This window comes from Devosia sp. (assembly GCF_965229025.1).
GTDB lineage: Bacteria > Pseudomonadota > Alphaproteobacteria > Rhizobiales > Devosiaceae > Devosia_A.
Map to the genome: position 1 here is coordinate 2,190,860 of NZ_OZ245853.1, position 13,168 is coordinate 2,204,027.

General features: G+C 63.1%; 13 protein-coding genes and 1 pseudogene. 2 read left to right on the forward strand and 12 right to left on the reverse strand.

Annotated features, from left to right (window positions below):
• Nucleotides 1–11 precede the first annotated feature (11 nt).
• Nucleotides 12–506 carry a redoxin family protein gene (locus ACO06J_RS10800; RefSeq protein WP_421760722.1) on the reverse strand — a complete coding sequence of 165 codons (495 nt, stop codon included), beginning with the start codon at nt 504–506 and terminating at the stop codon, nt 12–14.
• 60 nt (nt 507–566) lie between these two features.
• Nucleotides 567–1,430 (reverse strand): protein-disulfide reductase DsbD domain-containing protein, encoded by an 864-nt coding sequence (locus tag ACO06J_RS10805; RefSeq protein ID WP_421760723.1) that lies wholly within the window; start codon nt 1,428–1,430, stop codon nt 567–569.
• Nucleotides 1,431–1,548: 118 nt separating this feature from the next.
• Here ACO06J_RS10805 and ACO06J_RS10810 point away from each other — a divergent pair, with 118 nt between their 5' ends.
• Both ACO06J_RS10810 and fusA read left to right on the forward strand, forming a co-directional pair.
• Entirely contained in the window at nt 1,549–2,127 is a 579-nt protein-coding gene (locus tag ACO06J_RS10810) for a YqgE/AlgH family protein (RefSeq protein WP_421760724.1), read from the forward strand.
• Nucleotides 2,126–2,998 (forward strand): annotated as a pseudogene (gene fusA, locus ACO06J_RS10815) (elongation factor G); the annotation flags it as partial. The gene ACO06J_RS10810 and the pseudogene fusA, both read left to right, overlap by 2 nt.
• 9 nt (nt 2,999–3,007) lie before the next feature.
• Here fusA and ACO06J_RS10820 read toward each other — a convergent pair.
• From ACO06J_RS10820 to ACO06J_RS10865, 10 genes are all read right to left on the reverse strand, one after another.
• Nucleotides 3,008–5,890, reverse strand: a complete 2,883-nt coding sequence (locus tag ACO06J_RS10820) for an EAL domain-containing protein (protein ID WP_421760725.1) — start codon at nt 5,888–5,890, stop codon at nt 3,008–3,010.
• A gap of 74 nt (nt 5,891–5,964) precedes the next feature.
• Nucleotides 5,965–6,573: a GNAT family N-acetyltransferase gene (locus ACO06J_RS10825; protein ID WP_421760726.1), complete on the reverse strand. Its 609-nt coding sequence runs from the start codon at nt 6,571–6,573 to the stop codon at nt 5,965–5,967.
• A gap of 27 nt (nt 6,574–6,600) precedes the next feature.
• Nucleotides 6,601–7,863, reverse strand: a complete 1,263-nt coding sequence (locus ACO06J_RS10830) for a M16 family metallopeptidase (RefSeq protein ID WP_421760727.1) — start codon at nt 7,861–7,863, stop codon at nt 6,601–6,603.
• Nucleotides 7,860–9,266, reverse strand: coding sequence for a threonine synthase (gene thrC / locus ACO06J_RS10835; RefSeq protein ID WP_421760728.1), 1,407 nt, complete (start codon nt 9,264–9,266; stop codon nt 7,860–7,862). The genes ACO06J_RS10830 and thrC overlap by 4 nt, the downstream gene beginning before the upstream one ends.
• A gap of 95 nt (nt 9,267–9,361) precedes the next feature.
• On the reverse strand, nt 9,362–10,135 hold the full coding sequence (locus ACO06J_RS10840; RefSeq protein ID WP_421760729.1) for an SURF1 family protein: 774 nt from the start codon (nt 10,133–10,135) through the stop codon (nt 9,362–9,364).
• Nucleotides 10,128–10,505, reverse strand: a complete 378-nt coding sequence (locus tag ACO06J_RS10845; RefSeq protein ID WP_421760730.1) for a DUF983 domain-containing protein — start codon at nt 10,503–10,505, stop codon at nt 10,128–10,130. The genes ACO06J_RS10840 and ACO06J_RS10845 overlap by 8 nt, the downstream gene beginning before the upstream one ends.
• Before the next feature lie 126 nt (nt 10,506–10,631).
• Complete coding sequence (locus tag ACO06J_RS10850; RefSeq protein WP_421760731.1) at nt 10,632–11,474, reverse strand: cytochrome c oxidase subunit 3; 843 nt, start codon at nt 11,472–11,474, stop codon at nt 10,632–10,634.
• 2 nt (nt 11,475–11,476) lie between these two features.
• Nucleotides 11,477–12,031, reverse strand: coding sequence for a cytochrome c oxidase assembly protein (locus ACO06J_RS10855; protein ID WP_421760732.1), 555 nt, complete (start codon nt 12,029–12,031; stop codon nt 11,477–11,479).
• Nucleotides 12,031–12,201 carry a hypothetical protein gene (locus ACO06J_RS10860; protein WP_421760733.1) on the reverse strand — a complete coding sequence of 57 codons (171 nt, stop codon included), beginning with the start codon at nt 12,199–12,201 and terminating at the stop codon, nt 12,031–12,033. The genes ACO06J_RS10855 and ACO06J_RS10860 overlap by 1 nt, the downstream gene beginning before the upstream one ends.
• Entirely contained in the window at nt 12,201–13,130 is a 930-nt protein-coding gene (locus ACO06J_RS10865) for a heme o synthase (RefSeq protein WP_421760734.1), read from the reverse strand. The genes ACO06J_RS10860 and ACO06J_RS10865 overlap by 1 nt, the downstream gene beginning before the upstream one ends.
• Nucleotides 13,131–13,168: the final 38 nt, after the last annotated feature.

A 13,168-nucleotide genomic window follows, 5' to 3' on the forward strand; every position in this document is an offset into this window, starting at 1 on the left:
CATCGTCTCCCTCACGCGCTGACGCGCGACGACTGTAGTGCCATCAGGATAGCGGGGGCTCCGCTGACGGTTACTCCTGCCACATCCTGTACGTAGATTTCTTTAACGATGCCGTTTTCGATGATCATGGCGAAACGGCAGAAGCGCTTGCCCAGGTCACCCATCTGCTTGCTGAGGCCCATGGCATCGGCAAGTGCGGCGTGGGAATCGGCGATGAAATCGACAGTGCCGAACGCATCGGACCGCTCGCCCCAAGCCCGAACCACATGGTGATCGTTGACGGTGCCGCAGATCACATGCTTGACGCCGAGATCGGCAAACTTGCGGCCGTTGGCCACAAAGCCAGGCAGGTGGCTGGTATCGCAGGTGGGGGTGAAAGCGCCCGGAACGCCGAAGAACACCACCAGCCCATCGCCCAGTGCGACATCGGCCGTGGTATCGGTGGTTCCATCGGCGGCAACCAGCTTGATGGGGACAGACGGGATCTTGTCGCCTGACTTGATCATGCTGGTACGTCTCCTCGACAGTTTACACCAAATTGCCCCCTTCGGGCGCCGGACCATAGATCACTGCGGCGCAGGCGTCGACCCGGCTGCCGCAATCTGGTGGGTGACTGTAAACGCTCCGCGATCGGTCATGAAGGTGAAATCCACCGGCATGCCAACAAGAGAGTTGCCGGCGTCGCCCCCCAGCAGCGGGAGGAGGACTAGGTTTGTATCGGGGCTTTTTTGCGGCGCACCAAAGAGCGCGGCGCCGCCCTGCCCCACAGCGATCAGCGAGGCCGGATCGATCGAGGGATCCGTCAGTTGCACGTTTAGCGCCCTGGCGGCGGGGTCGAAGCTGACATCAGCCACCGGAGGTGTGGATTTGTCCCATGCCAGAGGGGCGAGCGCCACGGCCTGGGCGAGGCGGACCCCCTGCCCGCGCGACGGACGGACGAAATCGAGCGGCAGTTCGAAGGTGGCCTGCACCGGCAGGCAGATATCGGAACAGACGCCCATCACGACTGCGGCCTTGAGATCGGCGGCATCGCCGGAGAGTGACACACGGACCGGTAGGACGGTGGGGCCGTAATAGACAAAATCGGTGTAGCCGCCCGTTTCGTCGCGTGTTGGAAACGGCCAGATCATCTGGTGTGCGCCGATGCCGGAGGAGCCGGCAAGATCGAGCTCGGTGGGAATGCCGGTTTCGCCGGGAACGCGCCAATAGGTCTTGTGGTCGGCGGGCATATCGACTTCGAGCCCGATGAGCGTTGTGCCATCTGGCGCTCGCACATTGTCGGCGATGAGCCGCAGCCGGACGCCAGGGGACACATTCTGCCACGGGGTTTCGGCGGCGAGGATGGGGCTCGAAAGGGCGACGAGAGCGAGGGCAAGGGCGGTGCGCATGCCACCGCGATAGCGGAGCGGGGATCGGATGGGAAGGCGCATCAGGAGTTCGTGAACCCCGGCTAGGCAGAAGCGGGTTTGCGGGACTACACTATTGGTCATCCGGCCAGAGCTTGCCCTCAAGGACCAGCCAGCCCGCGCCGGCGCTGGAGTTATGCCCATGGATTCGCTCAGAGGTCAGTTTCTTGTCGCCATGCCCGAAATGGGCGACGAGCGGTTCCATGAGACGGTGATTTACCTCGTGGGCCACAGCGACGAGGGCGCCATGGGGCTGGTGGTGAACCAGAGCCTCGAAGATATGCATTTCGCCGACGTGCTCGAAGAGCTGGAGCTGGGCGAAAAGGACGACATCATCCGCTTGCCCGACACGATCAAGAACCGCGAGGTGCTGCGTGGCGGGCCGGTGCAGAAGAGCCGCGGCTTCGTTCTGCACTCGAACGACTATTTCAACGAGACCAATTCCTACGCGGTCAACGAGGATATCTGCCTTACCGCGACGCTCGATATCCTCAAGGCCATGGCTTTCGAGGGCGGGCCGCACGAGGCGCTATTCGCGCTCGGCTATTGCGGCTGGAGCCCGGGGCAGCTCGAAAACGAAATCAGCGGCAATGGCTGGCTGACGGTGCCGTTCTCGCGCGAATTGCTGTTCGGGCTCCCCATTGAAAGCCGCTATGACGCGGCGCTTGCACGGCTGGGCATCACGCGAGCGACGCTGAGCGCGACCGCCGGGCATGGGTGAGCCGGTTATCGACATCGCCGTTGAGCCGAAGTCTAAGGCGGACCAGGAAAAGATGGGCCTGGCGCTGGCGCGTCTTGCTGCTGAGGATTCGTATTTCCGCGTCAAGACCGACGAAGAGTCTGGCCAGACGATCATCTCGGGCCTGAGCGAATTGCACCTCGACATCATCGTCGACCGCATGCGCGGCGAGTTCAATTTGGACGCTAATATCGGTGAGCCGCAGGTGGCATACCGTGAAGCGATTACTCGGATGGTCGAGCACGACTATACGCACAAGAAGCAGTCCGGTGGTTCGGGTCAGTTCGCCCGTATCAAGTTCCGTATTGAGCCCCTTGAGCCGGGTGCCGGCTTCTCGTTCACATCGGAAGTGGTGGGCGTTCCCAAGGAATACGTGCTGGGTGTCGAAAAGGGTGTTGCTTCGGTCATGGGCTCCGGCCCGCTGATCGGGTTCCCGATTGTCGACGTGAAGTTCACGCTGACGGACGGCGCCTACCACGACGTCGACTCCTCGGTTCTCGCCTTCGAAATCGCTGGTCGTGCGGGTTTCCGCGAAGCCATCCAGAAGGCTGCTCCGAAGATCCTCGAGCCGATCATGCGGGTTGAGGTTCTCACCTCGGAAGACTATTTCGGTGACGTCATCGGCGATCTGAACTCACGTCGCGGCATGATACTGGCGACGCAGCGGGACGGGCTCACTCAGACTGTCGTGGCGGAAGTGCCGCTCGCGAACATGTTCGGCTACGTCAATTCGCTGCGCGCCATGTCAAAGGGCATGGGCAGGTTCGAAATGCACCTGAGCCACTATAGTCAGGTCTCTAACCCGACAGACCCCAACGGCCGTTTCCCGCCCGCCGCTGCCATGCGAGCCTGAGCCCGGCAGCTATTTCGCGTTGAACTGTGTTGCCAGCCGCTTGCCGAGGTCGGCGCCGGTCATGGCGGCGCCGAAGGCGAAGCCTTGGGCGTACTGGCAGCCGAGTTGCTGGAGGCGCTCGATTTCCTCGATGGTCTCGACGCCTTCGGCGATCACCGACAGGTCGAGTTCGCTGGCGAGCGTGAGGATCGCGCGGATGATCGGCACCTGGGTGTGTGCGATGCCGCTCTCTTCGCTCAGTTGCACGAAGGGCGCGGGGATCTTGATGGTGTCGAACGGGAAGCGGTGCAGGTAGCTGAGCGAGGAGTGGCCGGTGCCGAAATCGTCGAGCGCCAGCCGGAGGCCAAGCGCCTTCAGCGCGTTGAGCACATAGGCGGAGTGCTCCGGGTTGCTCATCACCTGGCTCTCGGTGATCTCGAGCTTCAAATGCCGCGCGACCTGGCGGTGGTCGTTGACCAGCGCGCGGAGGTCATTGAGCAGGGTTTCGGTCGCGAGCTGGCTGGGCGAGAGGTTGACCGAGACGAAGAAATCCTCGGGCAACGGCAGCGAGGTGGCCCATTCACGCGCCTGCCCTGCGGCCTGTTCGAAGGCGACGCGGCCCAGCCGCTCGATGAGGCCGGTGCGCTCTGCGAGAGGAATGAATTCTTCCGGCGGAACGACGCCGCGCTGCGGGTGGTTCCAGCGCATCAGGGCCTCGCAGCCCGCGATGGTGCCGGCGTGGATATCCATGATCGGCTGGAACAGCACGGCCAGCTCACCATGGCGAAGACCACGATCGAGATCCTCCTCGCTGGCCTTGGAATAGGCAGCGATGGAGCGAGCGGAGGCGCGGAAGGCTTCGATGCGATCGCCGCCGAGGCGCTTGGCATAGTACATGGCAAGTTCGGCATCGCGCAGCACTTCAGCCGCTCCGACGGGATTGCCGTCGTAGATGGTGACGCCGATCGAAGCGGTGAGCGACAGGTCGCGTTCGCCGAAGTTGAACGGCGACTTCAGCGCCTTCCGGATCTGCTCGGCAGTCTCGGCGATCTTGCCGGCCGCCTGCTCGGAGCCGAGGATGACGCCGAACTGGTCACCGCCAAGCCGGGCGACGGTATCAAGCGGGCGCATGATGCGGGCAATGCGGCGCGAGATCGCCAGCAGCACGGAATCGGCGGCGGAGTGGCCGACGCGCTCTTCGAGCTCCATGAACCGATCGATATCGATGAGGAACACCGCCGGCTTGGTGCCGTTGGGCAGGCGGGCACGCACCAGCGCGCGCTCCAGGCGGTCGAGGAAGAGCTCCTTGTTGGGGAGCCCCGTCAGGCTGTCGTGGACAGCATCGTGCAACAGACGTTCACGACTTGCGCGGTCTTCGTTGACGTCTTGCAGGGTGCCGACAATGCGGTTGACCTGACCATCGCCGCCGAGCACCGGTTTGACGCGCATGCGGAACGTGCGGAAGCTGCCGTCATGGGCAGTGAGCCGCACATCGGCCGAGACCTTGCCGCGGCGCAGTTCGACGAGGGTATCGAAGGCGGTGCGGAAGCGGTCGCGATCCTCGGGGGCGACGCGATCGAGCCAGCGCTTGATCGAGCCCTTGAGCGCGCCACGGCGCTCCCCAAGGCGGGTACCGAGTTCATCGGAGACCGAGACGCGGTCGCGCTCGATGTTCCAGTCGAAGACGAAATCGCCTGAGCCCGTAAGAGCCAGCGCGCGGCGCTCAACTTCAGAGAGGGTGCCGATCGAGACCTGCCCTTCAGAGAAGGCGTGCTGCACCGAGGTAAAGCCCAGGAGCATCACAACCAGCACCAGGCCACCGGCGACGGCGGACTGGGCAACGTCGTTGGAGACCTGACCGGTGACGACCAGCCAGGCATAGAACAGCCAGGCGATATAGATGATCCAGGTGGGGACCAGCAGCACGGCGCGGTCGTAGCCTCGCAGGCCGAGCAGCAGGATGAGGAAGAAGCCGGTGATGCCGAGCAGCGCCAGAACGAGGCGTGCGACAGTGGCGGCGATCGAGGGTTGGAAGAAGGCAAAGCCGAACAGCGCGAGGAACACCACCACGAGCGCCAGCGCCAGGTGGATGAAGCGCAAATGCCAGCGATGCAGGTTCAAATAGATAAACAGGAATCCGAACAGAGTCGTGGCGATGGCCGCCTCCGCGGCCGCCCGGAACGGCTGCATGGCGCCGTTGGAAATGCCCAGCAAGGGGCCAAGAACGCCGAAATCGACCAGCAGATAGGTCAGCACGGCCCAAGAGAAGGCGGCGGTGGCCGGGAAGATGCCGCGGCCGCGCACCACGAACATGATGGTCAGGAACACTGCTGCCAGGGCGGAGACACCGAGCACGGTGCCGCGGAACAGGGTGAACGAATTCACGTAGTCGCGGTAGGCGTCGGGCTTCCACAGATAGAGCTCGGGCAGCTGCCCGCTCGAGAGTTCAGCAATGAAGGTGACCGTAGCGCCGGGGTCGATCACCACCTCGAAGACGTCCGCCTCGCGGTCGGTGAGGCGGGTCGGCCTCAAGCCGGCACTGGGGGTGAGGATCTTGATGCGCTCGTTGCCGAGATCCGGGCGGAAGACACCGGAGCCCGGCAGGCGGAAGAACGGCGCGACGAGCAAACGCTCGAGCTGAACGTCGGAATCGTTGCGCAGCGCAAACAGCGCCCAGTTGGGGTTGGTGCCGCCTTCGGAGGCGAGCACTTCGATGCGGCGGATGATGCCGTCTTCACCGGCGGCGGTGGAGAGCTGGATCTTGCCGCCCTCGCCCGGCAGCACATCGATGGCGCCGGTCAGGTTGACGGCGTTGACGTCCTCAGGCGCGGTGATCACGTCGAAGGCGTGCGCCCCGAGTGTTCCAGCCAGCACATACGCCAGGCACATCGCGATCCGTATGATGTGGCGCATTAGCTGAAAATTGGTCCTGCCGCGGTCAATATTGGGGAGAGTAGGTATCGGGGTTTCCCGCTGACGACAAGCGCTCACGGCCTGCCAAGCCTATGGGTACCTTCATAGCGCTCGCGCGTCAGGCTGAACAGCACGTGGTCGGCCCACTTGCCGTCGATCTGCAAATAATTCTCAGCGTAGCCCTCTTCCCGGAATCCGTTTTTTTCAAGGACGCGGCGACTGGCGATATTGTCGGGGAGGAACGCCGCGTGGATGCGGTGGAGCCCAAGGGAATCAAAGCAGAATGGCACCACTTGCCCGACGGCTTCGCTCATATAGCCCTTGCCGGCATAGGGCTTGCCCATCCAGTAGCCGAGGCTGACAAACTGGGCGGCGCGACGCCGGATGTTGGAGAGCGTGATGCCGCCAACCAGTTCATCGCCACGCTCGGAGTGCAAGAACAGGAAGAACGAATAGTCGGTGCCGGCCTTCACTTCTTCGCGGCTGCGTTTGAGGCGGGCCTTGTAGACATCGGCGGCCAGATCAGACTCGCTCCAGCGCGGTTCAAACGGCTTGAGGAAATCGCGGCTGACACGGCGTAGATTGCGCCAGGCTTGATAGTCGGCAGCGCGAGGCGCCCTCAGCATCAGGCGCGGACCCACCAGCACCGGGGTATCATCGCGGGAGAACCAGGAAAGCATCATCGGATGAGACCGGCTTCTGCCGCCACCTCAGTTCTTCAGTTGTGCCGCTATGGTCTTGTAGTCCGGGAGGTTGGAGACAGGGCCGATGCCAGCGAGCGAGACCTCGCCGGCTTCAAAAATCTGGCGCGCCACCTGCTTGACCCGATCGGCGGTGACACGATTGATGCGCTCAACCGTTTCCAGAAGCGGGATCGGTCGGCCCCAGAGCACCTGCTGGCGGGCGAGCTGCCCGGCACGCGAGCTTGGGCTTTCGAGCGACATGAGGAGGCCCGCGCGGATCTGGTTGCGAACGCGGATCACTTCTTCATCGGTGATGTTTTCGGTGGCCTTGCGCAACTCGTCGAGCACGACCGGGATCAGGTCTGTGACCTCCGCCTCGCCTGTCGAGGCCGCGACGCCGAAAATTCCTGAATCGGCGAACGCCCAGTGGAAGGCATAGACCGAATAGCAGAGGCCGCGCTTTTCGCGCACTTCCTGAAACAACCGCGAGCTCATGCCGCCGCCGAGAATGGAAGCAAGGATCTGGACGGCGTAGAACCCATCGGCGTTGTAGGCACGGCCTTCCATGCCCAAGACGATGTGGGCCTGCTCGTGGTCGGAGACGAGGCGCTGCTCGCCGCCGACGTAAGCGGCCTTTTCCGGCGCCGGAGCGCCGGTGGGGCGGAGGGAATGGAAGCGGTTATTGGCGATATCGACCAGCGCGTCGTGATCGACATTGCCGGCGGCGCAGAGCACCATGTGGTCGCCGACATAGTTGCGATCCATATAGGCGCGGATGCTGTCGGGCTTGAAGGCGTTCACCGATTCAACGGTACCCAGAATGGTGCGGCCGATGGCCTGCTGCGGGAACGCCGCCTGCTGGAACAGATCGAAGACATGATCATCGGGATTGTCGCGGGCGGCGCCGATTTCCTGGACGATGACCTGCTGCTCGCGATCGAGTTCAGACTGCTCGAACTGCGAGTTCTGCAGGATGTCGGATAGGATATCGGCGGCAAGGCCGACGTCTTCCTTGAGCACACGGGCGAAATAACCGGTGTGCTCGACGGAGGTCGCGGCATTTAGGTCGCCGCCGACATTTTCGATGGTTTCGGCAATTTCGAGGGCGTTGCGGGTGGTGGTGCCCTTGAACGCCATGTGCTCGAGCATATGGGAGATGCCGTGCTCGGCTTCGGTTTCGCTGCGCGACCCGGCCTTGACCCAGATGCCAAGGGAGGCGCTTTCGAGGTGGGGCATGTCGTCGGTGAGAACGGTCATTCCATTGTCGAGCGTTGTACTCTTGACCGTCACTTCGGCTCCTCCAGGACCCGCGTACGGGCCGAGATGAAGTTTTCCACTTCACCTTGATCATTGTTCAGCACGGTAAACCGCTCGCGCCGAGTGTAAAGGTCAGACAACCACGATGGCAGGGCCGGTTCAATCCCTGAGGCCGCCTTGACGGCAGCGGGGAACTTGGCCGGATGGGCGGTGGCGAGGGTGATGACTGGCGCGGCGCCACCCAGCAGCGGCTGGGCCACGTGGACACCGACAGCGCTATGTGGATCCAGCAGGTAGTCGGAGTTCTTCTTGGTCGCAGCGATGGTCGCCGAGGTCTCGGCCTCGTTGGCACGATCGGCGACGAAGCGCTCGCGGATGGCGGCAAGTCCGGCGGCGGGGACGGTGAAGCTGCCGGATTGCTTGAGGCTGTCCATCAGGCCCCTCACAGTTTCAGCATTGCGGCCGACCGACTCAAACAGCAGACGCTCGAAGTTGGACGAGACCTGGATGTCCATGGACGGGCTGATCGTCGGCGAGACGGTGCCTGTCTCGTAACGGCCGGTTTCGAGCGTGCGAGCGAGGATGTCGTTGGAGTTGGTGGCGATGGCGAGGGTCTTGATGGGGAGGCCCATCCGCTCGGCGCAGAAGCCGGCAAAGATATCGCCGAAATTGCCGGTGGGGACGGCGAAGGTCACCTCGCGGCCGGGGGCGCCTAGCGACACTGCGGCAGTAAAATAATACACGATCTGCGCGACGATCCGGCCCCAGTTGATGGAGTTGACGCCAGAGAGTTGCGTCGTTTCGCGGAAGCGCTGGTTGTTGAACAGGGCTTTGACGATGTTCTGGCAGTCGTCGAACGTGCCACGGATGGCGATGTTGTGGACGTTGTCATCGAGCACGGTGGTCATCTGACGGCGCTGCACTTCTGAGGTGCGGCCTTCAGGGTGCAGAATGAATATGTCCGTGGCTGCACGGCCGCGGAAGGCTTCGATGGCGGCCGAGCCGGTGTCGCCGGAGGTGGCGCCGACGATGGTGGCGCGAGCCTGCCGCTTGGCGAGGATATGATCCATCACCCGGGCGAGGAACTGCATGGCGACGTCCTTGAAGGCGAGCGTCGGGCCATGGAACAGTTCCATGATGAAGTGACCGGGAGCGATCTCCACCAGCGGGGCGACCGAGGGGTGCCGGAAGGTCGCGTAGGCCTGGTCGATGATCAGCTTCAGTTCGGCATCGGGGATTTCGCCGTCAACGAAGCGCGAGATGATGTCGAAGGCGACTTCGGCATAGGGGCGATTGGCGTAGCCTGCGATCTCCGCATGGGTGAGCCGGGGCCAGGTCTGGGGCACGTAGAGCCCGCCATCGGTCGCGAGTCCGGCGAGGATTGCGTCTGAGAAACCAAGCACGGCCGCCCCGCCGCGCGTCGATACAAACTGCATTGAGGGGATGCCCCGTTTCGCTAAGGCATGCCTGCTGCGCATGCTCGTGTGGGAATGGCGCGCACCCTAGTGAAACTGAGGCCGCGCCGCAAGTTTCATGGCTTAGGTGAAACCGGCCGTTGCCGGCGCACCCAAAGGATCAGCAAAGGCGGCACCAGGAGGGCAAAGCCGAACCAGGTCATGGCATAGCCCAGGTGATTGTTGGGGAACTCCATGACGGTCTCTCCACCCTGCGGCAGGGCACCCGCGTCACCGGCAGGCAGATCAACATAGATCGGCGCGATGGGGCCGGCGAGCGTGCGGTCGAAGCTGTGGAGGCGTAACGGGTTGCGGACGTAGTCGATGCGATGGGCGGCATCGGGAGCGGGCGTGAAGGCGCCGATGGCCTCCGGAAGGCGAGCAATGCCGGTGAGCGTAACCTCTCCGTTCGCCACAGTGCCACCGGTGGCGAAGGCTGCTGCGGATTCCTGGGGGATGTAACCGCGATTGACGTAGACGGTGCCGCCGCTGCTCAGCGTCAGCGGCGTCATCACCCAGTAGCCCGGGCCCGAGCGCTGGCCCTTTGGCTCATCGAGGCTAGTAAAGACAAGAACCGTCTGCTGCGGCAACCACTCTCCGGTGAGGGTAACGGCGCGAAAGTCGAACGACTCCGGATCAAAGGCGCCCCACTCCGCGACCGGCGGCAGCGAGATCGGCGGAAGGTCCGCACGCGCAGCGACGCTGGCAATCAGCCGCTCTTTTTCGCCGAGCCGCTCAACCTGCCAGGCACCAAGGACGACGAAGAGCCCCATCAGCAAAAGCATGAAGACGACAAACGCCCACAGCCGCCAGCCGCGGCTCTGTTGCGGCACCGGACTGCTGTCAGCCATCGACACGGCCTTCTTCGGCTTGATGGCGGTACTGGATGGCGATCATGGTCGCCTTGAGCGGGCGCATCAAAGCGAGGGCAAGGATCACCACGCTCGGAAGCCAGAGCAGGAGGTGGACGAACGGCGGCGGATGGAACAGCGCCTCAACCGTGGCAGCGGCGCCGACGATGACGAAGCCGACGAGGAGGATGATGAAGACCGCCGGGCCTTCAGTTTCAGCGGCGAAGGTGAGGTCGAGGCCACAGCTTTCGCACTTACTCACCGGCTTCAGGAAGCCCTGGAACAGCGGTCCTTCGCCACAGCGCGGGCACTTGCAGGCAAGGCCGGTCGCGAAGGGGGACAGCAGGCGTTCGGAAGCAGGTTCGGTCATGATCCGACTGTTACGCCAGAGCGCGGGAGTTGTCGAATGGCGACACTGTCGCGGGTTGCGAGCGGTGGAAATGCAGAGGGCGCGGCTTGCGCCACGCCCTCGGAAGATAAGTCTGTTTGGCTGAGATCAGCCGGCGTGGAGAGCGACGCCCCAGCTGCCCCAGACGTAGATGGTGGCAAACAGGAAGAGCCACACCACGTCAACGAAGTGCCAGTACCAAGCGGCGAACTCGAAGCCGAGGTGATGCTCGGGCGTGAACTCGTCGCGCATCGCGCGGACCAAGCAGACGATGAGGAAGATGGTGCCGACCAGTACGTGGAAACCGTGGAAGCCGGTGGCCATGAAGAAGGTGGCGCCATAGAGGTTGCCAGAGAACTGGAACCCGGCTTCCGAGTACTCGGTGGCCTGAACGAAGGTGAACAGCGCGCCCAGGAGGATAGTGAGCACAAGGCCCCAGACGAGACCGCGCTTGTCCTTGTGGAGCAGAGCGTGGTGGGCCCAGGTGACGGTGGTTCCCGAGGTCAACAGGATCAGCGTGTTGAACAGCGGCAGGTGGAAGGGATTGAATAGCTCCACGCCCGTCGGGGGCCAGACGCCACCCATGGCAGCGACGCGGGCATACTGCTCGACGGCGTCGTGGTTGAAGAAGCCATCGAAATAGGCCCAGAACCATGCGACGAAGAACATCACTTCGGACGCAATGAACAGAATCATGCCGTAGCGGTGATGCATCATCACCACCGGAGTGTGGTCGCCGGCCTTGCCTTCGCGGATCACGTCGCTCCACCAAGCGTACATGGTGTAGAGCACGCCTACGAGCCCGGCGAGCAGGATCCAAGGCGGAGCGATCTTGTGGAACCACAGGATGGCGCCAAGGGCCATGATGAAGGCCGAGATCGAGCCGACGAACGGCCACGGGCTGGGGTTCACCAGATGGTAGTCGTGGTTTGGCTTGGCATGCGCTGCCATGGTCAGCTTCCCTTGTTCTCGGCGTAGAATGTGTATGACAGGGTAATGTCGCGAACAGTTTTCAGATCGCCGTTCTTGGCGAGATCCGGATCGACGAAGAACGTGACGGGCATATCGACCGTTTCGCCCGGCTTCAGCGTCTGCTGGGTAAAGCAGAAACATTCGATCTTGTTGAAATAGATGCCAGTGGCTTCCGGCGTGACGTTGAAGATGGCCTGACCGGTGACAGTCTTGTTGGAGAGGTTGTGGGCGGTGAAGACGACGGTCTCGACATTGCCGATTTTGTCGGTGACAGGCTTCGCCGGAACGACGGTCCAGGGCAGTGAACTATCGACATTAGAATCGAAGCGCACCGTGATCTGGCGATCGATAAGGCCCTTTGGGTTGCTGGAAGCGACCTGGGTCGTACCGCCGAAGCCCGTGACTTTGCAAAACAGCGCGTAGATGGGCACGGCCGCGTAGGCGGCGCCGACCATGAAGACGACCAAAAGGCCGAGCCAGAAGGCGAGGCGACGGTTGTTGTTGCGTTGCGGCGGCGTCAGCGTGTCGATGGCCATCACATGACCTTGTTAAAGACGTTGCCGCCCATCTTGACGATGGTCAGCACGTAAAAAATCAGGACCAGACCGCCCAGCGCCAGGCCGAGCGCGATCGAGCGCTTGCGGCGGCGAGCGGCGAACTCGGCGTCAGATAGCTTGGGTGCGGGCACCTTGGCTGGTTCAGTCATCACATCCATCCCAATGCACCCACGACATGATCGGTGATCAGGGCGAGGAAGATGACGAAGAGGTAGCTGAGCGAATACGTGAACAGCGTCCGCCCGGCCTTGCGCATCGCCTTGTCATCAGTGGTAAGGAAGAGCCGCACGGCGAGAAAAAGAAAGGCTGCGCCGGTCGCGGCGGCGGTGACCATATAGATCGGACCCATGAAGCCGATGAGGCCGGGAACCAGCGACGCGGCAATGAGGACGACCGAGTAGATGACGATCTGCACCTTGGTCGCCTGATTGCCCGCGACGTTGGGCAGCATCGGGATGCCAGCGGCGCCGTAGTCGGACTGCTTGTAGAGCGCCAACGCCCAGAAGTGAGGCGGGGTCCAGAGGAAGATGATCAGAAAGAGCAGACAGCTCTCGAGGCTGATCGTGCCTGTTACGGCGGCCCAGCCCACCATGGGTGGGAAGGCACCAGCCGCCCCGCCGATGACGATGTTCTGCGGCGTCGAGCGCTTGAGCCACATCGTATAGACGACAGCATAGAAGAAAATGGTGAAAGCCAGAAGGCCGGCGGCCAGCCAGTTTGCGGCAAGGCCGAGAACACCGACCGAAAAGGCGGAGAGGATGAGGCCAAAAACCAGCGCCTGGTCACGTTCCATGCGACCGGCCGGGATAGGGCGGTTGGCGGTGCGGCTCATGACGGCATCGATATCGGCATCGTACCACATATTGAGCGCGCCCGAGGCCCCTGCCCCGATGGCGATGCAGAGGATCGAGATAAAGCCGACGAACGGGTTGATACCACCCGGCGCCAGCAGCAGGCCGACAAAGGCCGTGAACACCACCAGCGACATGACGCGCGGCTTCAGCAGCGCGAGGTAGTCTTCTACCCGCGCCCCGCCGGCGACTGCCGTGATCTCTGTGGTGTCATCAAGATAGGCCAATGCAGTCCGCCTTGTCGGCGGGGCCCGAAGGCCCCGCG

Excerpts from the sequence above, each read along its gene's own strand:
- ACO06J_RS10810 (WP_421760724.1), top strand. The coding sequence starts at position 1,549 with ATGGATTCGCTCAGAGGTCAGTTTCTTGTCGCCATGCCCGAAATGGGC.
- ACO06J_RS10805 (WP_421760723.1), bottom strand. The coding sequence starts at position 1,430 with ATGCGCCTTCCCATCCGATCCCCGCTCCGCTATCGCGGTGGCATGCGC.
- ACO06J_RS10850 (WP_421760731.1), bottom strand. The coding sequence starts at position 11,474 with ATGGCAGCGCATGCCAAGCCAAACCACGACTACCATCTGGTGAACCCC.
- ACO06J_RS10845 (WP_421760730.1), bottom strand. The coding sequence starts at position 10,505 with ATGACCGAACCTGCTTCCGAACGCCTGCTGTCCCCCTTCGCGACCGGC.
- ACO06J_RS10800 (WP_421760722.1), bottom strand. The coding sequence starts at position 506 with ATGATCAAGTCAGGCGACAAGATCCCGTCTGTCCCCATCAAGCTGGTT.
- ACO06J_RS10825 (WP_421760726.1), bottom strand. The coding sequence starts at position 6,573 with ATGATGCTTTCCTGGTTCTCCCGCGATGATACCCCGGTGCTGGTGGGT.
- ACO06J_RS10855 (WP_421760732.1), bottom strand. The coding sequence starts at position 12,031 with ATGGCCATCGACACGCTGACGCCGCCGCAACGCAACAACAACCGTCGC.
- ACO06J_RS10820 (WP_421760725.1), bottom strand. The coding sequence starts at position 5,890 with ATGCGCCACATCATACGGATCGCGATGTGCCTGGCGTATGTGCTGGCT.
- ACO06J_RS10860 (WP_421760733.1), bottom strand. The coding sequence starts at position 12,201 with ATGACTGAACCAGCCAAGGTGCCCGCACCCAAGCTATCTGACGCCGAG.
- ACO06J_RS10840 (WP_421760729.1), bottom strand. The coding sequence starts at position 10,135 with ATGGCTGACAGCAGTCCGGTGCCGCAACAGAGCCGCGGCTGGCGGCTG.
- thrC (WP_421760728.1), bottom strand. The coding sequence starts at position 9,266 with ATGCAGTTTGTATCGACGCGCGGCGGGGCGGCCGTGCTTGGTTTCTCA.